This is a genomic window from Nonomuraea africana (assembly GCF_014873535.1).
Classification (GTDB): Bacteria; Actinomycetota; Actinomycetes; order Streptosporangiales; family Streptosporangiaceae; genus Nonomuraea; species Nonomuraea africana.
In genome coordinates this window covers 8,477,009-8,501,814 of the sequence record NZ_JADBEF010000001.1, presented here as the reverse complement: position 1 = coordinate 8,501,814, position 24,806 = coordinate 8,477,009, and the positions used below count along the sequence as shown (strand labels likewise).

Here is a 24,806-nt window from a genome sequence, read left to right as displayed (position 1 = left end):
CGCTAAACACGCACCCCGCGGAAGACCCAGGAGCGGCAGAGCAGGAAGTTGACTCCGGCAGAACACCCCACCGCGGTCGTCTTGGCCAGCAGGAAGTGCAGGCCGAGCCACGCCAGCCCGAGAACGAGCGCCAGTGTCAGGGCGTAGCTGATCGTCCCGAGCAGCAGATAGCGGCCGAACTGCGCGCCCAGGCGCCCATGGCCGCCGGCGAAGCTGAACCTGCGGTTGAGCGCGAAGTTCGCGACGAAGGCCGTGGCGAAGGCGGCCGTCGTGGCGGCCGCCAGCCCGACGTCCAGCACCCGGTGCAACAGCACGAGGACTCCGGCGTCCACCGCGTAGCTGGTCAGCCCGACCGCGACGTAGATGACCGCGCTACGGGTGACGGGCATCCGATTCGCCGCCGGCCTGGAGCGGACCTCGGTCATCCGAAGATCCGATCCACCGCGCGCGCGGCCGCATGACCGTCGTCCAACGCGCAGAAGGTGTTCGCGAACGCGTCGTAGCGCGCCTCCGCGCGGCGCACCGCGGAGACGACCTCCGCCGTAGTCGAGACGACCGGCCCAGGCGCCTCCGACTCGTAGTCGAGATAGAGACCTCGCAGCCGGTCGCGGTAGCGGGGCAGGTCGTCAGCGAAGAAGATCATCGGCTTGCCTGTCACCGCGAAGTCGAACGCGATGCCCGAGTAGTCCGTGACGAGCACGTCCGCGAGCGCCAGCGCCTCTTCCGGGTGCTGGTAGCCGCTGACGTCGAGGACGAATCCGCCATGGTTGGGCGCCGGAACGCCACAGGCCACCCATGGATGGGCGCTCACGAGAAGGACGTGGTCGTCTCCGAGTCGCGCACGCATCAGCTCCAGGTCCAACCGGAACCTCATACGGGGGTGCCCACCGCGACCGATTTCGTCTTCCCGCCAGGTCGGGGCGTACAGCACCACTCGCTTGTCCGGCGCTATCCCGAGCACCTTCCTGAGGGCCGGATCCGGTGCGGACAGCAGCCTGTCGTTCGCGGGGCGGCCGATCTCGGCGATCTCCCCTGTGTATCCGAGCGCCCGCCGGAAGATCTCGGTGCTGAACCGGTTGGCCGACAGAAGGAGGTCCCAGTGGCCGACGTCGCGGTCGTCCACACCCGCCTGCTCCTCCAGGACCAACCTGGCGGGGGCGAGGATGTCATCGCCGAGGCTCTTCATCGGCGTTCCGTGCCAGGTCTGCACATACATCTGGCCACCGCGCTTGACGTACCAGTCGGGAGCGCTGCAGTTGGTCACGATATGCGACGCCGCGGCCAGCGCCTCGCAGTGCTCTGGACTGTTCCTGACGACCACCCTCGCACCGTCGGGCGGGCTGAACTGCCCGTCGCGCGTCACCCACACGCATTCCCGACCGGCGTCTCTCGACCGAAGCTCGTGGAAGATCGCGCGTGGGCTGTCGGAGCACCGCCTGCCGTGCCAGGACTCGAAGACGACCAGGTCCTCCTGGGGTCGCAGGCGAAGGCGCGGGTAGTCACGCTCCACCGCGCGACGGCCCGCCGCCTGGCTCACCGCTGGGGCAAGCCCGACCTGGAGGTCGACGTGGGACGGGCCGGTCCGCCTCAACCACACCTCGTGCATGCCCGTCCGCATCGCCTCGGCCCTTGGCAGCCTCGTGGCGAATCTCAGCCGTACCGGCCCCTCGGCGGTGAGTGCCAGGAAGCGCCATCTGCCGGTGGCAAGGGGAAGCCGGGCTCCGTGGACGGGCATGGCCCCCGGGCTGATGTCGACGGTGAAACGGCCGTCGCCCATCGTGGCCGTGAGTTCGTGAACGCCGCCTCCGGTGGCTCGGACGAGCCGGAAACCCTTGGGCTCGGCGTCTTCGGCATAGCGGCCCGCGAGCCTGAGTCCGCCCTCCTCCAACCACTCGACCGTGGTGACGGACGGCACGGCCGCGTGGTTGGCCACACCGACTGTGCCGGCGGGGCCCGCCACGACGGCGCGCTCGCCGTACGGGGTACGGCATGCCAGATGACCCAGCTTGGCGGGGGCGTAGATCTTGATGCGTTTACCGCCGGCCTCCAGACCGAGCATTCCCTCAGCCGCGAGGGTGTGCGGAACGACCACGTGGAAGGTGGCCGCGTTCCTCTCCACCGGCACGGGGAGGCTTTCGGCGCCCACCGTCAGGCGGCACGTGGAGATCCCCTTCGCCACCCGCCCCCACAACGCCAGCCCGTCCTCGCGGACCTCCCCACGATCCAGGACGGCCTTGACGGTGCGCGAGGTCACCCGCAGGCCCGAACGCGTGGGAGCGAACTCGACCCTGACCCGCCACCCGCGCCAGAGCACGACGGCGCAGGCGGCGGCGTGCCGCGGGCCGACCGTGAGTGGTCCCTCCTTCGTGACCGACCCATTGGTGACCTCCGCTCTGATCTCCCACGTGCCAGGCGGGGACAGCCACTCCACTGGCATGCGCGCCTCGAATCCGCACGGCTCGTACCAGGTCCTGTCCGGGCCTGTCACAGCGCAGATGTCGGGTCGGGACACGGTGCGCACCTGCAGGTCGATCGCCGACCCCTCGGCGGAGTTCAGCCGAATCGCGATCGAGGACTTCCGCGCGTCCAGCTCGCGGAGGTAAGCGTGCCCCGTGATCACCAGTTGGCCGTCGGCTTCTCTGACCCTCTCGGCCTTGGCCACCAGCGTCACCTGGTCGTCGCTGACATGGAACAGCCGCTTCGGCAAGGATCGGCGGTGACGGAGAGGATGATCGGCGTAGCGCCGGAGGACGCGGCGTGAAACGGCGAACCGGCGTCCGGTTCTACGATCGACGAGCACGTCGACCAGCTCGTCCGCCATGCCGACGGAGGCGAGGTGGTAGGCGAGCCGGCAGAGCCAGGGCAGTCGGGCGAGCACTCCGTCGGGAATCTCGGAGACGAGCCCGCCCACTCTCTCGACGAAGCGGCGCCGATAGTCCTCCCCCGCCTGCTCGAACAGCTCGAGGAACGGCATGAGATCGCTGCGGAGCACCTGCTCGTCGTAGGCGGCCAGCAGCGCCGGGCGTTCGCGGCGCAGGAAGGCGCGAACCGTCGCGATGGACGCCACCCTGTCCTCGATATGGCCTGGTTCCAGCCGGCTTTGCGTGATCGACCGATCGCCCGCGTCACGCTGCCGCCAGTGGTAGACCACCTCCTCCAGCACGTCGACACCGCGGGCCAGCACATGCGCGGGGAGCGCGACGGGGATGTCCTCGTACAGGCCCGAGGGAAAGGTGAGCGCGCTGCGATCCCAGAAGTCTCGGCGGTAGACCTTGTTCCAGACCGTCCTGTCCGTCAACAGTCCGGGTCTGTGACTCACATGCGTGCGCTCGGCCGCCATGGCGAACAGGTCGGCGTGCATGGGCGACGGCCACGAACCGTAGGAGTCGAAGCAGCGCACGTTGCCGCAGGACAGGTCGGAGCCCGTCCGGTCGAGGCTCCCCGCCAACAGGTCGTAGGCACGTGGCGGCACGACGTCGTCACCGTCGGCGAAGGCGAGCAGCCGGCCGGCGGCCTCCGCGATGCCTCTGTTCCTGGCCGGGCCCGGGCCTTGTTGGTCCTGCCGGATGAGACGGAAACGGGAGTCGTCCGCGGCGAACTCCTTGACGACCACGTCGCCGCCATCCGTGGAGCCGTCGTCGACGCAGATGACTTCAAGATCGGTCAAGGTCTGTGCGGCCAGCGAAGAAAGGCACGCCGGCAGATAATGCGCGACATTGTGGAAGGGGACGACGACGCTGAGTTCCGGGCCCATTGACGTTACCTTCTTAGCGATTGACGGAGTGTCCAGCATGCCCACGGCCCTGCTACGACCACCGAACGGCGACCACACGCATAGCCGAAGTTGACCCCTGCGTGACCCAAGGGATGGCCCCGCATTGTGGGACGCTGGCCCTACCAGGACTAAGAGAGGCGGATCATGGCGTTTCGTGGTGTGGTCGTGACAGGCATGACGGCGGCCGTGGTGCTCATGGCGCTCCCCGCGCAGGCGGCACCCACGTGCGCCAAGGTCAAATGCATCGCCCTCACCTTCGACGACGGCCCGGGAACCGAGACGGGAGCGCTGCTGTCCCTCTTCAGGAAAGAGCGCGTGAAAGCCACCTTCTTCCTCGTCGGCAAGCACGTCGAACGACGCCCCGCCCTGGTGAAGCGCATGGCTCGCGAAGGCCATGAGATCGGCAACCACTCGTGGTCCCATGCGAGTCTTCCCACGCTCTTCGACGAACAGGTCACCCAGGAGTTGCTGACCACCCAGGAAGCCATCGCGAGCGTCACCGGCAGGCCGCCGCGCCTGTTCCGCCCGCCGTACGGGCACACCGACGATCGGGTTCTCGGGCTGGCGAAGGATGCCGGGCTGGCGCAGGTGTTGTGGAGCGGAACCACTCTCGACTGGAAGCTTCGCGACCAGAAGAAGATCAAAGCCGTGATCCTGAAGCTCGCCAGACGCGACGGCGTCATCCTCATGCACGACACCGTCCCGCAGACGGTTCAGGTGATGCCGGAGGTCATCGAGGAGCTCAAGAAGCGCGGCTATCACCTGGTCACCGTCTCCACCCTGCTGAGAGGACGGCGCCTGGCCGCAGGAGAGAGCTACCCGGCGGCACCCTGACCGGGCCGCGACTCCCTGAAGTCTCCTCACACCGAGTGTCCGTATAGTCCCGGCAGCCGGTGAATAGGTTCACCAAGCTTGTTCCAGCACAGGTGAAAGAACCGGATTTCGCGCGCGCCCGCCTGCACTATCGATCGGGTCTGGCCCGCGGCAGAAGGGCGCTCGACGCGCCCCTGGTCAGCTGACGCCGCAGCGGTGACCCCGTGCACTCACTGAACCGGAGACCTCTCGTGGACTACACACCTGTCGTGATCGCAGGAGCGGGACCGGCCGGTCTTACCGCCGCCTACGAGCTGCGAAGGCGCGGCGTGGAGTGCACGGTCTTCGAAGCCGACGCGGTCGTCGGTGGCATCAGCAGGACCGCGCAGCGCGACGGCTGGCGGTTCGACATCGGCGGACACCGCTTCTTCACCAAGGTGCGGCGCGTAGAGGCGTTCTGGAACGAGATCCTCGATGACGACGACTTCCTGCTGCGTCCTCGGATGAGCCGGATCTACTACAAGGGCAACTTCTACGACTACCCGTTGAAGGCGGCCAACGCCCTCAAGAACCTTGGGATCTACGAGTCCTTCCGCTGCGTGGGCTCGTACGCCTGGGCGAGGCTGCGTCCGCCCGCGGACCAGTCCACGTTCGAGGGCTGGGTGGCCGCCCGGTTCGGATGGCGGCTCTACGGCATCTTCTTCAAGACCTACACCGAGAAGGTGTGGGGCGTACCGGCCACGTCGATCCAGGCGGACTGGGCCGCCCAACGGATCAAGAACCTCTCGTTGGGCAGGGCCATCCTCAACGCGCTGATGCCCCGGCGGAACCAGAAGGAGATCACCAGTCTCATCGAGGAGTTCCGCTACCCGAAGTACGGTCCTGGCATGATGTGGGAGGCCTGCGCCGACAAGCTCGGCTCCGCCGTCCGGCTCAACACCAGGGTGGAGCGCATCAGCCGGGGGCCGCGCGGCCTCAGTGTCACGGTCCGGTCGGGCGGCCAGGCCAGGACGGTCGACTGCCAGAACCTCATCTCGACCATGCCGATGAACCACCTGATCCAGGCTCTCGACACCGGCGTACCCGACGCCGTGGCCGAGGCGTCGGCGAAACTCAAGTTCCGCGATTTCCTCACGATCGCCCTGGTGGTGCCGGAGAAGTACTCCTTCCCCGACAATTGGATCTACATCCACTCCCCCGAGGTGCGGCTGGGCCGCGTGCAGAACTACGGCTCCTGGTCGCCGCACCTGGTTCAGGCCGGCCGGACCTGTCTTGGGCTGGAGTACTTCGTCAACGAGGGCGACGACCTGTGGGAGAGCGCTGACCACGAACTCGTACGGTTCGGCACCGAGGAGCTGGAGCGGCTCGGGCTGGTCCACCCGGGTGCGGTTCAGCAGGGATACGTTGTCCGGATGCCCAAGGCCTATCCCGTCTACGACGCCGACTACGCCGGCAGCGTTGAGACGCTGCGGAAGTACCTCGAGGTCGAGTGGCCGGAGATTCACCCAGTCGGCCGCAACGGTATGCATCGGTACAACAACCAGGATCACTCCATGCTGACGGCGATGCTGACGGTCGAGAACATCGTCCACGACGCCCAGCACGACATCTGGTCGGTCAACGTCGAGGCGGAGTACCACGAAGAGGGATCGGACGGCCGTGGAACGGGACGCTCGGCACCCGTGTTCGCCGGCCCAGGCGCTCGCCGTTCATGACGCGCACCGGCCTCTAGGCAGCGCTGTCCACAGGATTTCGGTCCCTGGGCCTACCGGTGAGAAGACCGTTTTGCACTGATCCACGCGCACCTGAAATATAGCCCGTGTGACGGTCGAACGGTCCACAGCGCGGACATTCCTCTTCATCCAGGTCGTGCTCCTGTTGTGGTGGGCCGCCTTCTATCCTGGACTGTTCAGCCGTGACTCCGCGCTCTATCTGACCCACACCCTCGAAGGGCCATGGGTCAGCGATCACTCGGTCCTCTACGACGCGCTGCTGTGGCTGAGCGTGAAGGCCACGGGCGAGGTCAGCCCCGTGACGTTCCTGCAGACGACGGCCATGGCCGCGGCCGTCGCCTTACTCGCCCAGGAGCTCAAGCGGCTCGGCGCGCCGCGGGTGCCGACGACGATCGCCGCTGTCCTGCTCCCTTTCGCTCCGCCGTTCGGGGCGTTCGCGGTGACGTTCTGGAAGGACGTGCCGTTCACCGCGTGCGTCATCGGCATCACCGCGGTGATCGCACGCATCGCCAAGAACAGGGGCCCGACCAGGGGGACGCTGATCGGGCTCGGCGCGGTCATGCTGGGCGCGGGCCTGTTCAGGGCCAACGGGTTCCTGGTGGTGGCGATCACCGTGATCGTGCTGGTGATCATCGGGAAGGGCGCGAGGGCGCGGCTGGCCGTGACGGGCCTGGTCGCGGCGGGCGTGCCCGTGCTGCTGACCAACCTGATCCTCCCGCAGGTCGGGATCGTGCCGCCGTCGCGCACGTTCGTCTACCACACCGCCTACGGCGACATCGCGGTGGCGTGGAAGGAGCGCACGGACCTGTTCACCACGCAGGACGTGGCGCTGATGGCCGAGATCGCGCCGCTGGACCGGTGGTGGCGGGGCGCCAACTGCAACACGATCAACCCGCTGATCTGGCGGGAGGACTTCGACTGGCGGCGGGCCGACGAGTTGAGCCCGCAGGTGATGGCGCTCTGGCAGCGGCTTCTGATCGAGGCGCCGGACCAGGTGATCAAGACTCGGCTGTGCAGGGGCGCCATCGCCTGGCGCCCTGGAGCCGACCGCTGGTCGGAGGGCGGCGAGACCTACCATTTCTCCCACCGGTGGTTCACGTGGGAGTACGTCGGCCCGTACGCGATCGAGCGCCATCCCGAGTACGAGAGCTTCAACCTGCGCCCGCTGTCGCAGCCGCTCAACGACCTCGCCAACGAATGGCTGTGGGCCTCCTACGAGCCCGACCTCGACTGGCTGGTCTGGCGCGGACCGATCTGGTGCTACGCCTCCTACCTGGCGCTGGGGGTGGCGGCGTGGCTGCGGGGCAACCGGTGGGTGTTCGCGATCGCGGCGGCGATGCTCGGCCAGCAGGCGGCGGTGCTCGCCAACATCTCCGCCCAGGACTTCCGCTACATGGCCTCGCCGATCTTCATCGGTTTCCTCATGCTCCCTCTGCTCGTCCGCTTCTGGCGCGCGGGGCGCGGGTAAACTTCGCGGAATGACCCGACGGCTGGCGTGGCTCGACGCCCTGCGTGGCGTGGGCGCGACAGCCGTCCTCGTCGAGCACCTCAACTACCACTTCCTCGACTGGCTGCGGCCGCGCTGGATGAACCTCGGCATCTACGGAGTGCTGGTGTTCTTCCTCGTCAGCGGCTACATCATCCCCGCCTCGCTGGAGCGCAGGGGCGAGATCAAGGCGTTCTGGATCAGCAGGGTGTTCCGCCTCTACCCGCTCTACCTGCTGGTCATCGTGATCACGCTGGCGCTGGCGCCCCTGCTGCCGCTGCGCGGCGACGCCGACGTCTTCGCCCACCTCACGATGCTCATGGAGGTCACGGGCTCGGCGGGCCTGGTCGAGCCGATGTGGACGCTCTCCTACGAGATGGTCTTCTACCTGCTGGTCACGGGCCTGTTCGTGGCCGGGGTGCACCGGCGCAGCGGGCTGTTCGCGCTGGCGTTCGCGGCGCTGGCCACACTGGTGGCCTTCACGATGCCGCGCGAGGGCCACCTGCTCGACGGCCCGTGGGCGCCGCTCGTGGTGCTGGCCGTGGTCGCGGCGGGCCTCAGCGGCGTGCTGTACGGCTCTCGCTCCCTGCGGCTGGCGGGCGGGGTGACGCTGGCCGTCCTGGCCGTCGGGCTCATCTGGATCGGCAGCAGGGAGACCTGGCAGGGCGCGATGATCCTGTCGGTGATGTTCACCGGCACCGCGATCCACCGCTGGCAGCACGGCCAGAGCTCGGGCCTGTGGCCGGTGGCGGGGGTGGCGGCGCTGATCGTGCTGGTGCCGTTCCTCAAGCCGGTGACCTTCAACGGCCTCACCAACCTGGCCACGATGGGCCTGGCCGCGGCCACCTTCGCGGTGTTCTTCGCGCTGCGCGAGCGGGCCCTGCCGCGGGTGCTGGCCTGGCTCGGCCTGATCAGCTACTCGGTCTACCTCGTGCACGTACCGCTGCTCAAGCTGGCGCTGCTGATCTTCGGCGACACCAGGCTGCTGCCGTGGCCCGCCCAGCTCGGCCTCGGCCTCGCGCTGCTGGCGCTCATCCTCGGCGCGAGCCGGCTCACCCACCGCTTCGTGGAACTGCCCGCCCAGCGGTACGGCAGGCGGCTGGCCGCCAGGTCAGTGGGTGGCGTCGTAGAGCTCCCTCGACCGCGCGACACGAGCACTGTGTCGTCGTGACCAGTCGGTGAGCGTCAGTCCCGCAAAGGGCTTGACCCCCGCAGTCGATTGGCTACTATAAGTAATGCGCAGCCCACTAGGGCTGCGAAGTGGGGCCGGGTTTTTCCGCCGGATGGCGGGCGCCCGGCCTTTGCGCTTTCCGCTTGACTGCCGCAGTCGGTCGATTACACTCGGTTATGCGCAGCCCACTAGGGCTGCGAAGTGAGGCCGGGTTTTCCGCCGCATGACGGGCGCCCGGCCTTTGCGCTGTCAAGACGCGGTCAGCTCGGACGAGAGCTCCACCAGCCCGTCCAGCGCCTTGAGATAACGCTCCTCCCCTCTCGCGAGTTGCGCTGCGGCGGCACCCACCACGATGTCAGCCACCCACAGCAGAGGCATCGCACTGGACGACGCGTGCGCGAAGGTGAAGCGCTGAGGGCGTCCCGCGAACGCCGATAGCACCTTCCTGTCGGTCCGGTTCTGCCGATCCTCACGCCGGTCGATGACCAGGTGACCGACACCCGGGGCAAGCTCGAGCGCCGCCCAGCCCAGCGCCCGAGCCCGCGCGGCCTCCTGGCGCATCGACCTCAAGGGACGCGACGGCCCGCACGAGGGCGTCGCGCACCGAGCCACTCTCCTTGCCCCAATGTGGTCGCTGACCGGTGGGTATGCAGGCGGTCAGCAGGTCGCGCGCCTCGCCCTCCAATGAGGGGTGCGCGCGCACCACGGCGATGAGATAGAGGCCGTGTCTGTCGTGGATCGACTCGTCGATGTAGCCGAAACGCAAAGGGGGAGTCACGGAATGCGATTATTCCGTGACTCCCCGCTAAGTGATGGCTACTCCCACTCGATCGTGCCGGGCGGCTTGCTGGTCACGTCGACCACCACCCTGTTGACCTCTCGCACCTCGTTGGTGATGCGCGTCGAGATGCGCGACAGCACGTCGTAGGGCACGCGCGCCCAGTCCGCCGTCATCGCGTCCTCCGAGGTCACCGGGCGCAGCACCACCGGGTGACCGTACGTGCGGCCGTCGCCCTGGACGCCGACCGAGCGGACGTCGGCCAGCAGCACCACCGGGCACTGCCAGATCTCGCGGTCGAGCCCCGCCCTGGACAGCTCCTCGCGGGCGATCGCGTCGGCCTCGCGCAGGATGTCGAGGCGGTCCTGGGTGACCGAGCCGATGATGCGGATGCCGAGCCCAGGACCGGGGAACGGCTGGCGCCACACCATCGCGGACGGCAGGCCGAGCTCCTCGCCCGCCCTGCGCACCTCGTCCTTGAACAGCGTGCGCAGTGGCTCGACCAGCGAGAACTGCAGGTCTTCGGGCAGGCCGCCGACGTTGTGGTGCGACTTGATGTTCGCGGTGCCGGTGCCGCCGCCCGACTCGACGACGTCGGGGTAGAGGGTGCCCTGGACCAGGAAGTCGACGGGGCCCTCAGACATGATGGCGCGCTGCTCGTCCTCGAAGACGCGGATGAACTCACGGCCGATGATCTTGCGCTTCTCCTCGGGGTCGGTGACCCCGTCGAGCGCCTTGAGGAAGCGGTCGGCGGCGTCGACCACACGGAGCTTGACGCCGGTGACGGCGACGAAGTCGCGCTCGACCTGCTCGGCCTCGCCCTTGCGCAGCAGGCCGTGGTCGACGAAGACACAGGTCAGCCGGTCGCCGATGGCACGCTGGACGATCGCGGCCGCGACGGCGGAGTCGACGCCTCCCGACAGCGCGCAGATCGCGCGGCCCTCGGGGCCGATCTGCTGCTGGACGGCGGCGACGGCGTCCTCGACGATGTTGAGCATCGTCCACGAGGGGCGGCAGCCCGCCGCGTCGAGGAAGTGCTTCAGCACGGCCTGGCCGTGCTCGGAGTGGAGCACCTCGGGGTGGAACTGCACGCCGTACAGGCCCTTGCCGGGGTGTTCGAAGGCGGCGACGGGCGTCTCGTCGGTGGCGGCGGTGACGGCGAAGCCCTCGGGCGCCGCGGCGACGCTGTCGCCGTGGGACATCCAGACGGTCTGCTTGGCGGGCAGCCCGGAGAACAGCACGCCCTCCATACCGACGCGCAGCTCGGTGCCGCCGTACTCGGCGACGCCGGTGCGGGCCACCTCCCCGCCGAGAGTCTGGGCCATGGCCTGGAAGCCGTAGCAGATGCCGAAGGTCGGCACCCCGGTCTCGAACAGGCCATGCGGCACGGCGGGAGCGCCCTCGGCGTAGACCGAGGAAGGGCCGCCGGACAGGATGATCGCCTTCGGCTTCTTGGCCAGCATCTCCTCGACCGGCATCGTCGAGGGGACGATCTCGGAGTAGACGTGGCACTCGCGCACTCGCCTGGCGATGAGCTGTGCGTATTGCGCACCGAAGTCGACCACGAGCACTGTGTCGAATTCAGACACCGAGAGAACCCCCAAGCAGGTGAATGCGGTGCTCCCAGTGTATCCGGCCCGCTAGGGGCGGGGTTCGCCGTCCGGCGGCTCCGGCAACAGGCCCGCCAGCAGCGCGGCCGTCTGCTCCCGCAGGCGCTCCTCGTAGCCCGGATGGGTGAGGACGAGGAAGCGCTCCTGCCTGATGGCGTCGACGGCCGCGTCGGCGACCTCGGCGGGCTCCATGCCCTTCTCCAGCATCCCGTCGAGCCACTCCTGGGAGGTGAGGTCGTCGCGGGTGCGGGCCACGATCAGGTCGGCGGGCCGTACGCGCTCGGAGCGGTTGATGCCGGTGCGCACCCCTCCCGGGCACAGCGCGCTCACGCGCAGCTTGGAGCCGATCTGCGCGAGATCGAGGGCGAGGGACTGCGAGGCGGCGAGGGCGGCGTACTTGGAGACCGCCTGCCCGCCCGTGTTGGCGCCCGCGAACAGCCCCGCGACGGAGACGGTGTTGACGATGTGCCCCTCGGTGTCCTGCTCGATCATCCGCGGCACGAACTCGCGGATGCCGTGCAGCACGCCCCAGACGTTGACGCCGAGCAGCCAGGCGACGTCCTCCTCGGTGCGGGTCCAGATCCGGCCGCCCTGGAAGACGCCCGCGTTGTTGCAGAGCACGTGCACCGCGCCGAGCTCGCCGAAGGCCCGGTTCGCCAGATGCTGGACGGCGGGCGCGTCGGAGACGTCGGTGATCTGCGTGAGCACCGTGACCCCCGAGATCATCGCGGCCGTCTGGGACAGGCCGCGCGGATCGACGTCGGCGAGCATCAGCGACATGCCCTCCGCCGCGAGCCGTACCGCCAGCGCCCTGCCGATCCCGCTCGAGGCGCCCGTCACCACCGCGACCTTGCCGGAGAGCTCCCGCACCGTCCCTCCCTAGCGCTCGCTTGAATCTGACGTTAGCGTGATCCGCGTCGCGTGGAAAGGACACGAATGAGCGCGGTAATCGTTACCGGCGGCGCCTCGGGCATCGGCAGGGCGTGCGCCATCGCGCTGGCGGCGGCCGGGCGGCCCGTGGCGATCTGGGATCTCGACGGCCCCGCGGCCAAGAAGGTGGCCATGGAGACGGCCGCCACAGCCATCGGGTTACGGGTCGACGTCACCGACTCCGCCGCCTTCGAGCCGGCGATCGCGGCCACCCGCGACGCGCTCGGCCCGATCGGCGGGCTCGTCCACGCGGCGGGCGTCGCCCATCCCATGGCCGTCTCCGACCTCACCGAGCAGGCGTGGGACTTCGTCCTCGACGTCAACCTGCGCGCCCAGGCCCTGCTGACCAGGGCGCTCCTCCCCCACCTGCGCGAGGTCGAGGGCGCCGCGATCGTCGGGATCTCGTCGATCGAGGGCCTGGTGGGCCAGGCGTTCATCCCCGCCTACTGCGCCTCGAAGGCGGGCCTGCTCGGCCTCACCAGATCGATGGCGCACGAGCTCGCCCCCATCAGGGTGAACGCGGTCTGTCCCGGCTACATCGACACCCCTCTGCTGGCCAGGGCGGCGGGGGAGCTCGTCGAGGTCTTCAAGGGCAGGGCGCTGGCCAACAGGCTCGGCAGGCCGGAGGAGGTGGCGGCCGCGGTGCGGTTCCTGATGAGCGACGAGGCCTCCTTCGTCACCGGCACCCATCTGGTGGTGGACGGCGGCGCCACCGCCGTCGACCGCTAGCGCGGCCCGCCGCCCGGAATGAAATACTCCTCCTTCCTCGTCGTCTCGGCCAAGGAGAGTCGTGTGACGGATCGCCCCGCCCCGCCGTCGATGATCTCAGGGCAACGCACGAGGCTGATCGTGGTGGCCTGCGCCGGTGCGCTGGGCATGGCGGCGCTCGGGTTCTTCGGCCTCATCGAGATCGGGTGGTCCGGCGTCTGCGGGGGCGCGACCTGTCCTTCGGCGTGGAAGGTCGGGTTCCTGGGCGGGACGGTCGTCCTGGTTCCCGCCGCCGCCACGCTCTTCGCCTTTCACTGCTGCTCGTTCTCCTTGACCGGGCCCCTCCGCAAGCTGCTCACGCGTCAAGCGCTGGGGTTCCTGGTCGCGGGGGTCGTATGGTCGGCGGCAATGGGAATACTGAGCAACGTCTAGTCATGCAGATGTGCATGCTGGGCCTCGCGACCAGGCGGCGGCCGGTCAGGTGGAGCCCCTGCGGATGAGCTGGAGAGTCCAGAGGTCGACGTCGTCGCAGGGCATCCCGCGAACGAGCCGGTCGATCAGCGTGGCCGTCCTGGCCGGCGCCGCCGACAGGTCCGGCCGCACCGTGCTCAGTCTCGGCCGGGTCAGCCGTGAGATCGGCAGGTCGTCGCAGCCGATCACCGCCACGTCGCCGGGCACCTCCATCCCCGCGTCGTGGAAGGCCGCGAGCAGCAGCATCGCGTACTCGTCGTTGTAGGCGAACACGCCCTCGCCGCCCGCGAGGCTCGCCGCGAACGCGGCCGCCGCACCCTCGTCGAAGGCCAGGTCGACGGCCGTGACCGGCACGCCGGCCGACCGCGCGCCGCGCAGCCTGGCCAGGCCCATCTCCCTGAGCCCCTCCTCTCGGGGGACCACCGCCACGATCCGCTCGCGGCCCCGTTCCAGCAGGTGCCGTACGGCCAGCGCGCCCACCCCCTCGTGGTCGGTGCGCAGCGAGGGGACGCCCGCCACCGGCGCGAGTCCCATCCCGATGATCGCCCTGACCCCCGCAGCCCTGAGCACCTCGATGCCCGCCCTGGTCAGCCTGCTGGTGTCGGCCACCACGGCGGCGGGCCTGAGCTCGGCCCACGCCTTGGCGGCCGCGACGCCCTTCGTGCGGCGGGCGCCGTACTGGACCATGGTGTAGCCGCGCCCGCCCAGCTCCCTGTCGAGCTCCTCGAGCAGGCCGGTCGCCAGCGGTCCCTGCGGTATGTCGGGCACGGCGAGCAGCACCACGCCGCTGCTGCCGGTGCGCAGCGTGCGCGCGCCCGCGTGCGGCACGTAGCCGAGCCGCTCGGCCGCGTCGCGGACGCGGGCTCTGGTCTCCTCGCTGATCCGGCTGCCCGGCCGGTCGTTGAGCACGTAGGAGACGGTGGCCTGGGAGACGCCGGCCGCTCTGGCGACGTCCATGCTCGTGGCGGGCCTGTTGCCGCTCATCACATCCAGAACATTCCTCTTGTCAGCTTCGGTCCCTTGATGCTATCCACTGCTTATACGTATAAGCACCCCCCTCAAGTCAGGAGTCGCCATGGTCCCCACCACTGGCGTCCGGCGGGACGGCCTGCCGAAGCTGCTCACCGTCCTCGGCGCGAGCAACGCCGTCATGTACGCCCTCTACCTGGGCGTCGGCGGCCTGCTGGTGCAGACCCAGATCGCCGAGATCGACCCGGCCGACAAGGTCGCCAACGTGGGCCTGGTCGCGGGCGTCAGCGCCGTCTTCGCGACGGTCTTCAACCCGATCGGGGGCATGCTCTCCGACCGGACCACCCGCTCGCGCTGGGGCAGGCGCAACCCGTGGATCCTCGGCGGCGCGATCGCCGCGCTGGCCACGATGCTGCTGATGAGCCAGGTCTCGACCATCCCGATGATCCTGCTCGGCTGGTCGCTGGCCCAGGCCATGATGAACCTCTACCAGGCCGCGCTCACCGCGATCATCCCCGACCGCGTGCCGGAGCAGCGCAGGGGCACCGCCTCGGCCGTCCTGGGCGTCGCCACCTCCGTCGGCATCGTCTTCGGCACCCAGATCGCGGTCTTCTTCGTCGGCAACGTCTCTCTCGGCTACCTGGTGTACGGCTCGGCGGTCGTGCTCGGTGCCCTCCTGGTCGTCTCGCTCACCCACGACCCGCGCCCCGGCGAGTACGAGGTGACGGTGCGGCCCAAGCGGTCGATCGCCGACTTCCTCTCCGCGCTGGGGCACCGCGACTTCCTGTGGGTCTTCATCGGGCGCAGCCTGATGGTGCTCGGCTACTTCATGGTCCTGATGTTCATGCTCTTCATCTTCCAGGACCACATCGGCATCCCGAAGGACGAGGCGCCGCAGGCGGTGGCCACCGCGACGCTCGTCTCCACGATCTGCGCCGTGCTGGCGACCGTGGTGTGCGGGCCGCTGTCGGACCGGCTCGACCGGCGCAAGCTCTTCGTCACCGTCGCGGGCGTCGTCACCGCGCTGTCGATGGTGCTGCCGCTGCTGTGGCCGAGCTGGACCTCGATGCTGATCTACAGCGCCATCCACGGCGCCGCCTTCGGCGCCTACGGCGCCGTGGACATCGCCATCGTCACCCTCGTCCTGCCCAGCAAGGACGACGCCGCCCGCGACATGGGCATCCTCAGCATCGCGAACGCGGGGCCACAGATGGTCGCCCCGTTCATCGCCTCGGGCATCATCGGGCTGGGCGGATACAGCGCGCTGTGGCTCGTGGCCATCGTCATCTCACTCATCGGGGCGGTCGCCGTACTGCCCGTCAAGGGAGTCAGGTAAATGCAGCTGCACACGCGTGAATGGGGCACAGGCGACAAGGTCGCGGTGCTGATCCACGGCATCATGGCCGGCTCGGAGTGCTGGTGGCGGGTCGGGCCCGCGCTCGCCGAGCGCGGCTACCGGGTGGTCGCGGTCGACCTGCCAGGGCACGGCGCCTCGCCCAGGGCGGAGAGCTATCCGGTGGAGCTCATGGCCTCGTCCGTGCTGGAGTCGGTGCCCTCCTCCCCCGCGCTGGCGATCGGGCACTCGCTCGGCGGTCTCACGCTGGCCGCCGCCGTCGACCGGCTCGCGCCCGGCAGGGCCGTCTACTCCGATCCCGCCTTCAGACTGTCCGTGCTGGAGGGCGGCGTGGCCATGACCGACGGCTTCGCGGCGGCCAAGGACTGGACGGCCGAGCAGATCGCGGCCATGCACCCCGGCTTCTCCGCCGAGGAGGTGGCGGTCGAGGTGGAGATGCTGAAGGGCTGGGACCCGCAGACCGCGCTCTCCCTCAGCAAGATCGTCGGGACCGACTTCACGCCCTCGACCGCCGTGCCGTCACTGGTGCAGATCGCCGACCCGAGCTTCCTCGTCGCCCCCGCCTTCGCCGAGGAGCTGAAGGAGAGAGGCTTCGAGGTGCGCGTCGTGAAGGGCGCCGAGCACACCATCCACCGCCACCTGTTCGAGGACTTCCTGAGCGGCCTGAACGGATATATCTAGACGCATGACGATCCGCATCACCACCCTGGCCGAGCGTCCCGACCTGGTCGAGCCGTTGTGGCAGATGACCCACTCGTGGCCTGAGTTCATGCTCAACGACCCGGTCGCCGGGCTCTACTTCAACAGTGACATCGCCACCGACTTCGGTGAATACCTCCTGGTGGCGGTGGACGAGGAGGGCGCCGTCGCGGCCAGGGCGTGCTCGATCCCCTTCGAGCGGCCCGAAGGCGACCTGCCCGACGACGGATGGGACGCGGTGGTGCGATGGGGCGCGGCCACCCGCAGGAGGGGTGGCCGCGCCGATGCGATCTCGGCGCTCGACATCACCATCAGGGACGACCTGCGGGGCAGCGGGATGTCGGGCAGGATGCTGACGGCGATGCGGGAGAACGCCGCGCGGCTGGGATTCAGCGAACTGCTCGCGCCCGTGCGGCCGAACCAGAAGCACCTGGAGCCGCGCGTCCCGATGGCGGAGTACGCCTTCAGGACGCGCGACGACGGCCTGCCGTACGACGCATGGCTGCGGGTGCACGTGCGGGCCGGGGCGAAGATCCTCAAGGTGGCGCCGAGGTCGATGGTGGTGCCGGGCACGCTGGCCGAATGGCGGCGGTGGACCGGCCTGCCCTTCGACGTCTCGGGCCGGGTGGAGGTCCCCGGCGCGCTGGTAGCCGTCCACGTGGACGTCGACCAGGACCACGCCGTCTACGTGGAGCCGAACGTGTGGGTCAGCCACCCACTGTGATCTGCTCGCCCGGCTTGAGCAGGCGCAGCCGATCGGACAGCCCGGCCCGCTCGAAGGCCTCCTCGAGCGTCGAGCGGCCCTGGGTGAAGTGCGCCCAGTGCTCGGAGTGGAGCGGGACGACCTCGCGCACCTCGAGGATCCGCGCGGCCTCGCCCGTGGGGTACTCCACCAGCGGGGTCGGCTCGCCTGGCTCGTCCAGCACGGCCAGCGCCCAGTCCGTCCAGCTCATGACAGCACCTTCAGCCTGAGCGCACCCGGAGCCGCCTCGGGAACCGCGGGCCGCGCGGGGGCGATCGGCGAGAGCTTCACGTAGGCGGCGCCCTGGGCGGGACGGGGGTCGGGCTCGCCCGCGTTGGGCCAGAACGACATCGCCCGCTCGGCCAGCGCGGTGATGGTGAGCGAGGGGTTGACGCCGAGGTTGGCCGAGACCGCCGAGCCGTCGACGACGTGCAGCCCGTCGTAGCCGTACATCCGGTGGTAGGGGTCGATGACGCCGCTGCCGGGGGAGTCGCCGATGGCGCAGCCGCCGAGGAAGTGCGCGGTGGCCGGGGTGTCGAACAGGTCGAGCCACGAGCCGCCCGGCACGCCGCCGATCTCCTCGGCGGCGTGCCGGACGGCCTCGTGCCCCGCGGGGATCCAGGTCGGGTTGGCGCCGCCCTCGCTGCGCAGGCCGAGCGGCGACCTCCTGGTCGTGATGGCGGCGCCGTCGGCCTGCATGACCAGGGCGATGAGGGTCCGCTCCGACCAGCGGCGCAGGTTCAGCAGGCGCAACGCGGTCAGCGGGTCGCGGGCCACCTGGCGGGCGAACCCCCGCCACCGCGAGCCGTCGCCGTCGACCAGCAGCGTGCGCAGCAGGCCCATGGCGTTGGAGCCGTCGCCGTAGCGGACCGGCTCGATGTGGGTCCGCGCGTCGGGGTGGATCGAGGAGGTGATCGCGACACCGCGGTTGAGCTTGTCTCCGCCGGCGGAGAGCCGCTCGAAGCCGAGCAGCGCCTCGGAGTTGGTACGGGTCATCGCGCCCAGCCGCGGGGAGATCCCCGGCAGCGTGGTCGCCTTCAGCCGGTGCAGGAGGCGCTGGGTGCCGTAGGTGCCCGCGGCGAAGACCACCTGCCTCGCCCTGAACGTACGGCGCCGCCACGGCGCCCCCGTACGGTGCGCGCCGACCAGGTAGCCGTCGCCGTCGGGCCGGACGGAGACGACCGTGCACTCGGCATAGACCTTCGCCCCCGCCCGCTCGGCCAGGTAGAGGTAGTTCTTCGTCAGCATGTTCTTGGCGTTGTGGCGGCAGCCGGTCATGCACTCGCCGCACTCGACGCAGCCGTCGCGCGGCGGGCCCACCCCGCCGAAGTACGGGTCCTCGCCGTTCTTCCCGAAGTACACGCCGACGGGGGCCGGCCTGAAGGTGTCGGCGACGCCCATGCGCGCGGCGACCTTCCGCATGACCTCGTCCGCGCGGGTCACCGTCGGGTTCACGACCACGCCGAGCATGCGCCTGGCCTGGTCGTAGTAGGGCGCGAGCTCGGCCTTCCAGTCGGTGATCCCCGCCCACTGCGGGTCGCGGAAGAACGGCTCGAGCGGCTCGTAGAGCGTGTTGGCGTAGACGAGCGAACCGCCGCCCACGCCCGCGCCCGCCAGCACCATGACCCTGGTGCCCTTCGGCCCGCCGAGCACGTGGATGCGCTGGATGCCCTTGAGGCCGAGCCAGGGCGCCCACAGGAAGTCGCGCACCCGCCACGAGGTCGCCGGCAGCGTCGACTCGTCGAACCTGCGGCCCGCCTCCAGGACGCCGACCTTGTACCCCTTCTCGGCCAGCCGCAGGGCCGAGACGCTGCCACCGAACCCGGAGCCGATGACCAGGACGTCGAAGCTCACTTCAGCCGCAGCTTCCTCATCGTCTTGAGCAGACCCGCCAGCACGTCGGCGTACTTCTCGTACGGCATGCCCATCGGCGGGTCGAAGCCGAGCCAGGACGCCTGGCTGGCGATGTTCTGCACCTCGGTGAACTTCAGCAGGCCCTCGACGCCGTGCCTGCGGCCGAGGCCCGAGGCCTTCATGCCGCCCATGGGCGCGTCGTAGGAGGCGTAGGCCGAGCCGTACCCCTCGTTGATGTTGACCGTGCCCGCCTTGACGCGCGCGGCCAACGCCCGCCCCCTCGCCGGGTTGCCCGTCCAGACCGAGGCGTTGAGCCCGTAGATGGTGTCGTTGGCCAGCGCCAGGACCTCCTCCTCGGTGGAGTACGGGTACAGGCTGACGACCGGGCCGAAGGTCTCGTTGCGGCACAGCGCCATGTCCTCGGTGACGCCTGTCAGCACGGTCGGCTCGTAGAACAGCGGGCCGAGGTCGGGACGGGCCCGGCCGCCGGTCACCACCTTCGCGCCCTTGTCCACGGCCTCGGTGACGTGCGCGACGACGGCGTCGAGCTGACGCCGGGAGGTCAGCGAGCCCATCTGGACCGACCAGTCGTGGCCGGCGCCGAGCTTCATCGCCTCCACCTGGCGCACCAGGCGTTCGGCGAAGGCGTCGAAGACCGATTCGTGCACGTACAGCCGCTCGATGGAGAGGCACAGCTGGCCCGCGTTGGTGAAGCAGGCGCGGATGGCGCCCTGGGCGGCCACGTCGAGGTCGGCGTCGTCCAGCACGATCATCGGGTTCTTGCCGCCGAGCTCCAGCGAGCAGCCGATGAGCCGCTTGGCCGCCTCCTCGGCGATCTTGCGTCCGGCCTTCGTGGAGCCGGTGAAGGCGACGTAGTCGGCGCCGTCCATGAGCGCGTCGCTGATGTCGGCGGGCTCGCCCAGCACGACCTGCCAGATCTCGCGCGGCATCCCGAGCTCCACCAGCAGGTCGATCGTCCACAGCGTGGACTGCGAGGTCTGGGTGTCGGGCTTGTGGACGACCGCGTTCCCCGCCAGCAGCGCCGGCACGACGTCGCTCACGCCCAGCGCGAGCGGGTAGTTCCACGGCGAGATCAGCGCGACCACGCCCTTGGGATGGCGCAGCTCGACCACCCGCGTGGCCACGGGGAAGATGCCTTTGCGCGCCTTCGGGGCGAGCAGCCCCGCCGCGCGACGGGCGTAGTAGAGCGCGCAGCCCGCGACGTCGAGCACCTCCTCGAAGGCGTGCCTGCGGGCCTTGCCCGTCTCGCTCTGGACGATGTCGAGGATCTCCGCGCGCCGGTCGAGGATCGCGTCGTGCAGGCGGAGGAACGGCCTGGCCCGCTCGGCGGCGGGCAGCGCGGCCCACGCCTCCTGGGCGGCACGCGCCCGCTCGTGGGCCGCGCGGACGTCGTCGGCCGTGGAGACCGGCATCGCGGCCAGTGGTTCGCCGGTGAAGGGATCGATGATCTCCTGCGTGCTCCCGCTGGAGACGACGTGACTCAGGCTGTGCGGCATATCTGGAAGAATATTCGGTGGTTCAAGCTTGTGGCGGCGCGCGACAATGTCAGATATGCCGTCCTACGATCCGCTCAGGTCAGGAGACCCGGCAAGTCTCGGTGACTACAGGCTCGTCGGCAGGCTCGGCGACGGCAGCCAGGGTGTCGTCTACCTCGCCACCGACGGCACTGGTGGGCGTGTCGCGATCAAGTGGCTGCGTTTCGGCGACCCCGTCAACACCGAGAGGTTCCTGCGCGAGGTCAGGGTCGCGCAGCAGGTCGCGCCCTTCTGCACCGCGCAGGTCCTCGCCACGGGTGCGCAGGACGACCGGCCGTACATCGTCAGCGAGTACATCGAGGGCCCCACCCTGCAGCGCGTCGTCCAGGCGCAGGGCCCGATCACCGGGACCGCCCTGCACCGCCTCGCGATCGGCACCGTCACCGCGCTGGCGGCGATCCACCAGTCGGGCATCGTGCACCGCGACTTCAAACCGGCCAACGTCATCATCGCCGCCGACGGGGCCAGGGTGATCGACTTCGGCATCGCCAGAGCGCTCGACGCCACCTCCACGATCAGTTCCTCGCCGGTGGGGACACCGTCGTTCATGGCTCCCGAACAGCTCCTCGGAGACGCGGTCGGCGCGGCCGCCGACCTGTTCGCCTGGGCCAGCACCATCGCCTACGCCGCCTCGGGCAGGGCGCCGTTCGGCAGCGACACGATGCCCGCGGTGATCAACAGGGTGCTCAACGCGCAACCCGACGTCTCGGGTCTCGACGAGCCGCTGCACGGGGCGGTGCACGCCTGCCTGTCCAAGGACCCCTCCCGGCGGCCCACCGCCGGGCAGGTCATCATGGAGCTGCTGCAGCACCCGGTGACCCCTGGTGCCATGCTGCGGGAGGCCGCCGCCGCCTCCATGGTGGAATCCACCCGCGTCTTCCCCCACCATGGCGCCCATCGCCTCCAGACCGCAGGGGCGAGCGGCCCGCCACCGGGAATCCGGCACGGCAGGGCTCCCCCCGCCACCCCACCCCAGGTGACGGGTCCGACGCCGCCCAGGAAGAGCAGGAAGGGCCTGATCGCCGGACTCGCGGCGGGGCTCACCGCGCTGCTCCTCGTCGTGGTGGCCGTCGCCGTGCCGTGGCAGCGCATCTTCGACCGGGGTGTGCCCGCGGCGTCGCCCTCGCCGTCCGGACCGGCCGAGCCCACACAGGGCCTGGTCACGCAGCGGCCGCTGGGCACGCAGGCCACTCTCTACGAGCGCCCCGACGATCCGATCAGGCTCACCTCCTACGACGTCGACAAGAACTCCACGGAGTGGGTGCACTACACCAGGGACACGCTGACGGGCCCGTTCCGCCGCTACGGCGACAACGCGAAGAGCCTGCTCTCCCCCGACGGCCGTCTTCTCGCGGGCCACGGCGAGAACTACACCTCCGACCGCTACGACTTCATCGAGATCACCGACACGAGGACCGGCAGGAAGAGGACGTCCGTCAAGACCGTCAAGGAGCCGCTGGTCAGCAACATCAGCGGCTGGTCGAAGGACAGCTCGAAGATCCTGCTCAACATCGACCAGCTGAAGGGCAAGGACTGGCTCAACCTGGGCTTCATCATCGTCGACGTGGCGACGGGGAAGGCGAGCGTGGTCAAGGTGGCCGGCAGGAAGGACGGCTCTTTCGGATGGGACGGCCAGACCACGGGCGTGGTCAGCCTCTACGGCTCCGACCTGCGCTTCTTCGGCGCCGCCGGCAACAAGCTGCGCGACGCCGGCAACGTCGGCGAACTACCCGTCGGCGCCCCGGACATCTTCTCCCCCTCGGGCAGGTCGTTCGCCACGAAGTGCCCGGAAGGCGACGACGGCCAACTGTGCGTGTGGGACGGCGAGTCGGGAAAACGGCTGCGCAGCATCACCACCTTCTGCGACAAGCTCCTCGGCTGGTACGACGAGACCCATCTGTACTGCTGGGAGAGCGGCAACGCCGCCAAGGCCCGTGTCGTGGTGGTCGACTTCTCCGGCAAGGAGGTCCGCACCCTGCTCGACATCCCCAGCGCCGAGGGGTTCGGCCCAAACTTTACGAGAGCACCATGAACCGTTCGGAGCGGGCGCCCGTGTAGGGGGCATGAAGACGCTGATCCGGACGGCACTGACCGCCGCGGCCCTCGCGACGGCGACCGCCGCCTGCACCTCATCCGTCGTCGCGCCCCCGGCCGCCGCGCCGCTCGACCTGAGCGACGTGAAGCTGGTCTCCTACAGCGGGTGCGACGAGATGCTCTCCGGGTTGCGCGAGAACACCGCGAAGAGCGTCACGGCATGGGGGCTCGGCGGCCCTCCGATCATGTACATGGAGCGCGCGGACGTGGCCGGAAAGGCCGTGCCCCAGGCGACCCAGGACAGCGGCGCGGCGGAGCACTCGACGACGAACGTGCACGAGCAGGGCGTCGACGAGCCCGACCTGGTCAAGACCGACGGCAAGCGGGTCATCACCGTCAGCCAGGGCAAGCTCCGCGTCATCGACGCGGCGACCAGGAAGATCACCGGCACGCTCGAGCTGGCCAAGGAGAACTGGGTCGCGGGCGATCTGCTGGTGTCGGGCGACCGGGCGCTCGTGCTGTTCAACGGCGGCGGCATCCCCCTCGGCGCGGTCGCCAAGCGCGCCTTCGCGCCCACCGGCGGCCCGCAGTACGCGCTCGTGGACCTCGCGGGCGAGGGCGGGCCGAAGCTGCTCGGCACCATCGAGCCGCGCGGCATGCACGTGGACGCCCGCCTGGTGGGCTCGACCGTACGGCTGGTCGTGCGCAGCCAGCCCGACATCACCTTCCCCCAGCCCCGCGAGGACGTGCCCGAGTCCGAGCGCCTCAAGGTCAACCAGGCGGTCGTACGGCAGGCGCCCATCGCCGCCTGGCTGCCGAAGTTCACGATCACCGACGCGTCGGGCGCGTCCCGCGACGAGTCGGTGAAGTGCGAGCGGGTCAGCCACCCCGAGAGTTACACGGGGACGTCGCTGCTGACCGTGCACTCCATCGACCTGACGCAGGACCTGTCGGCCGCGGCGGCCAACCCGATCAGCGTGGCGGCCGACGGCGACACGGTCTACGGCACCGGCACCAGCCTCTACGTGACCAGCAACCCGCGCTGGTGGTTCCCGATCCCGGTCGAGCCGCCGGTGATGGACACCCCCGTGGAGCCCGCCCCCTCGGCCACCGCCTCGGCCCCTCCCGCCTCCACCTCCTCCTCGGGTGCGGGTGTGGCGCCCGCCGAGGAGCCGACCTCGTCGGCGCCGTCCACCATCGTCACCCCCGAGCCGACCACGTCCCCCGTCGTCCCGCCGGAGGAGACCGAGGTCCACCGCTTCGACATCAGCCAGGCGGGCGCGCCGAAGTATCTCGCCTCCGGCAAGGTCCCCGGCCGGCTGCTGAACCAGTACGCGATGTCGGAGCACGAGGGCAACCTGCGCATCGCCACCACGCTCGCCGACCAGAAGACCAGCTCCAGCGCCGTCTACGTGCTGCGCGCCGACACTCTCGCCAAGCTCGGCGAGGTCGGCGGCCTGGGCAAGGACGAGCGCATCTACTCGGTCCGCTTCATCGGCCCCGTCGGCTACGTCGTGACCTTCCGGCAGGTGGACCCGCTCTACACGCTCGACCTGCGCGACCCCGCCGCGCCGAAGGTGACGGGCGAGCTCAAGATCACCGGCTACTCGGCCTATCTCCACCCCGCGGGCGACGGCCGCCTCATCGGGCTCGGCCAGGAGGCCAGCGAGAAGGGCAGGACGCTCGGCACCCAGGTCTCCCTGTTCGACGTCAGCGACCCGGCCGCCCCCAAGCGGCTGTCGCAGCTGTTCCAGAAGGACTCGGGCTCGGAGGCCGAGTGGGACCCGCACGCGTTCCTGTACTGGCCCAAGACCGGCTCCGCCGTCATCCCCGTGAGCAGCTACCGCGAGGGGCAGCCCGACTCGGGGGCGATGGTGCTGAAGATCTCCGACACCGAGGTCACCAAGGTCGGCACCATCACGCACCCGAAGATCAAGGAGGGCGACCACAGCTACCAGCCCGGCATCCAGCGCTCGCTGGTGATCGGCGACTCGCTGTGGACGGTGTCGCAGGCGGGCATCAAGGTCAACGACCTGAACACGCTGGACGAGCAGTCCTGGATCCCGCTCAGCGAGCGATGACCAGGGGTCACGGCCCTGACGGCGGACCGTCGGGGCCGTGAC

At 69.8% G+C, this 24,806-nt stretch carries 20 protein-coding genes; 11 read left to right on the top strand and 9 right to left on the bottom strand.

The window, feature by feature from the left end:
• Window positions 1–2: 2 nt before the first annotated feature.
• The gene (locus tag H4W81_RS40815; protein ID WP_192779677.1) at window positions 3–425 is read right to left on the bottom strand and encodes a GtrA family protein; all 423 of its coding nucleotides are present in this window, start codon (window positions 423–425) and stop codon (window positions 3–5) included.
• Window positions 422–3,754 (bottom strand): bifunctional glycosyltransferase/CDP-glycerol:glycerophosphate glycerophosphotransferase, encoded by a 3,333-nt coding sequence (locus H4W81_RS40810; protein ID WP_192779676.1) that lies wholly within the window; start codon window positions 3,752–3,754, stop codon window positions 422–424. The genes H4W81_RS40815 and H4W81_RS40810 overlap by 4 nt, the downstream gene beginning before the upstream one ends.
• Before the next feature lie 165 nt (window positions 3,755–3,919).
• On the opposite strand from H4W81_RS40810, the gene H4W81_RS40805 reads away from it, so the two are divergent.
• The 4 genes from H4W81_RS40805 to H4W81_RS40790 all read left to right on the top strand — a co-directional run bounded on the left by H4W81_RS40805 (window position 3,920) and on the right by H4W81_RS40790 (window position 8,978).
• A complete protein-coding gene (locus tag H4W81_RS40805; RefSeq protein WP_192779675.1) occupies window positions 3,920–4,609 on the top strand; it encodes a polysaccharide deacetylase family protein in 690 nt (229 codons plus the stop codon).
• Window positions 4,610–4,839: 230 nt separating this feature from the next.
• Window positions 4,840–6,303: an NAD(P)/FAD-dependent oxidoreductase gene (locus H4W81_RS40800; protein ID WP_318782383.1), complete on the top strand. Its 1,464-nt coding sequence runs from the start codon at window positions 4,840–4,842 to the stop codon at window positions 6,301–6,303.
• Window positions 6,304–6,409: 106 nt separating this feature from the next.
• The gene (locus H4W81_RS40795; protein ID WP_192779674.1) at window positions 6,410–7,789 is read left to right on the top strand and encodes a hypothetical protein; all 1,380 of its coding nucleotides are present in this window, start codon (window positions 6,410–6,412) and stop codon (window positions 7,787–7,789) included.
• 10 nt (window positions 7,790–7,799) lie between these two features.
• Window positions 7,800–8,978, top strand: coding sequence for an acyltransferase family protein (locus tag H4W81_RS40790; RefSeq protein WP_192779673.1), 1,179 nt, complete (start codon window positions 7,800–7,802; stop codon window positions 8,976–8,978).
• 249 nt (window positions 8,979–9,227) lie between these two features.
• Here the strand turns inward: H4W81_RS40790 and H4W81_RS40785 are convergent, their stop codons facing one another.
• The 3 genes from H4W81_RS40785 to H4W81_RS40775 all read right to left on the bottom strand — a co-directional run bounded on the left by H4W81_RS40785 (window position 9,228) and on the right by H4W81_RS40775 (window position 12,236).
• A complete protein-coding gene (locus H4W81_RS40785; protein WP_192779672.1) occupies window positions 9,228–9,539 on the bottom strand; it encodes a hypothetical protein in 312 nt (103 codons plus the stop codon).
• Window positions 9,540–9,794: 255 nt separating this feature from the next.
• Window positions 9,795–11,345 (bottom strand): glutamine-hydrolyzing GMP synthase, encoded by a 1,551-nt coding sequence (gene guaA, locus H4W81_RS40780; RefSeq protein WP_397125810.1) that lies wholly within the window; start codon window positions 11,343–11,345, stop codon window positions 9,795–9,797.
• A gap of 51 nt (window positions 11,346–11,396) precedes the next feature.
• Window positions 11,397–12,236: an SDR family NAD(P)-dependent oxidoreductase gene (locus H4W81_RS40775; protein WP_192779670.1), complete on the bottom strand. Its 840-nt coding sequence runs from the start codon at window positions 12,234–12,236 to the stop codon at window positions 11,397–11,399.
• Between the two features lie 66 nt (window positions 12,237–12,302).
• Here H4W81_RS40775 and H4W81_RS40770 point away from each other — a divergent pair, with 66 nt between their 5' ends.
• Entirely contained in the window at window positions 12,303–13,025 is a 723-nt protein-coding gene (locus tag H4W81_RS40770; RefSeq protein ID WP_192779669.1) for an SDR family NAD(P)-dependent oxidoreductase, read from the top strand.
• A 63-nt stretch (window positions 13,026–13,088) separates the two neighbouring features.
• Window positions 13,089–13,436 carry a hypothetical protein gene (locus tag H4W81_RS40765; RefSeq protein WP_192779668.1) on the top strand — a complete coding sequence of 116 codons (348 nt, stop codon included), beginning with the start codon at window positions 13,089–13,091 and terminating at the stop codon, window positions 13,434–13,436.
• Between the two features lie 45 nt (window positions 13,437–13,481).
• On the opposite strand, the gene H4W81_RS40760 is transcribed toward H4W81_RS40765, so the two are convergent.
• On the bottom strand, window positions 13,482–14,459 hold the full coding sequence (locus H4W81_RS40760) for a LacI family DNA-binding transcriptional regulator (protein WP_192779667.1): 978 nt from the start codon (window positions 14,457–14,459) through the stop codon (window positions 13,482–13,484).
• A gap of 91 nt (window positions 14,460–14,550) precedes the next feature.
• Here H4W81_RS40760 and H4W81_RS40755 point away from each other — a divergent pair, with 91 nt between their 5' ends.
• Genes H4W81_RS40755 through H4W81_RS40745 form a run of 3 tightly spaced genes read left to right on the top strand, consistent with a single transcriptional unit; the run spans window position 14,551 to window position 17,221 of the window.
• The gene (locus tag H4W81_RS40755; protein ID WP_192779666.1) at window positions 14,551–15,780 is read left to right on the top strand and encodes an MFS transporter; all 1,230 of its coding nucleotides are present in this window, start codon (window positions 14,551–14,553) and stop codon (window positions 15,778–15,780) included.
• Window positions 15,781–16,479 (top strand): alpha/beta fold hydrolase, encoded by a 699-nt coding sequence (locus tag H4W81_RS40750; protein ID WP_192779665.1) that lies wholly within the window; start codon window positions 15,781–15,783, stop codon window positions 16,477–16,479.
• Window positions 16,480–16,483: 4 nt separating this feature from the next.
• Complete coding sequence (locus H4W81_RS40745; RefSeq protein WP_192779664.1) at window positions 16,484–17,221, top strand: N-acetyltransferase; 738 nt, start codon at window positions 16,484–16,486, stop codon at window positions 17,219–17,221.
• Here H4W81_RS40745 and H4W81_RS40740 read toward each other — a convergent pair.
• From H4W81_RS40740 to H4W81_RS40730, 3 genes are read right to left on the bottom strand one after another with little or no spacing between them, the layout of a single operon-like run.
• Window positions 17,205–17,450 carry a hypothetical protein gene (locus H4W81_RS40740; RefSeq protein WP_192779663.1) on the bottom strand — a complete coding sequence of 82 codons (246 nt, stop codon included), beginning with the start codon at window positions 17,448–17,450 and terminating at the stop codon, window positions 17,205–17,207. The genes H4W81_RS40745 and H4W81_RS40740 overlap by 17 nt on opposite strands.
• On the bottom strand, window positions 17,447–19,093 hold the full coding sequence (locus H4W81_RS40735; protein WP_192779662.1) for an FAD-dependent oxidoreductase: 1,647 nt from the start codon (window positions 19,091–19,093) through the stop codon (window positions 17,447–17,449). Before H4W81_RS40735 ends, H4W81_RS40740 begins: the two co-directional genes overlap by 4 nt.
• Window positions 19,090–20,610 (bottom strand): succinic semialdehyde dehydrogenase, encoded by a 1,521-nt coding sequence (locus H4W81_RS40730; RefSeq protein WP_192779661.1) that lies wholly within the window; start codon window positions 20,608–20,610, stop codon window positions 19,090–19,092. Before H4W81_RS40730 ends, H4W81_RS40735 begins: the two co-directional genes overlap by 4 nt.
• A gap of 55 nt (window positions 20,611–20,665) precedes the next feature.
• Here H4W81_RS40730 and H4W81_RS40725 point away from each other — a divergent pair, with 55 nt between their 5' ends.
• Both H4W81_RS40725 and H4W81_RS40720 read left to right on the top strand, forming a co-directional pair.
• Window positions 20,666–22,681: a serine/threonine protein kinase gene (locus H4W81_RS40725; RefSeq protein WP_192779660.1), complete on the top strand. Its 2,016-nt coding sequence runs from the start codon at window positions 20,666–20,668 to the stop codon at window positions 22,679–22,681.
• Between the two features lie 31 nt (window positions 22,682–22,712).
• On the top strand, window positions 22,713–24,764 hold the full coding sequence (locus H4W81_RS40720; RefSeq protein ID WP_192779659.1) for a beta-propeller domain-containing protein: 2,052 nt from the start codon (window positions 22,713–22,715) through the stop codon (window positions 24,762–24,764).
• Window positions 24,765–24,806: the final 42 nt, after the last annotated feature.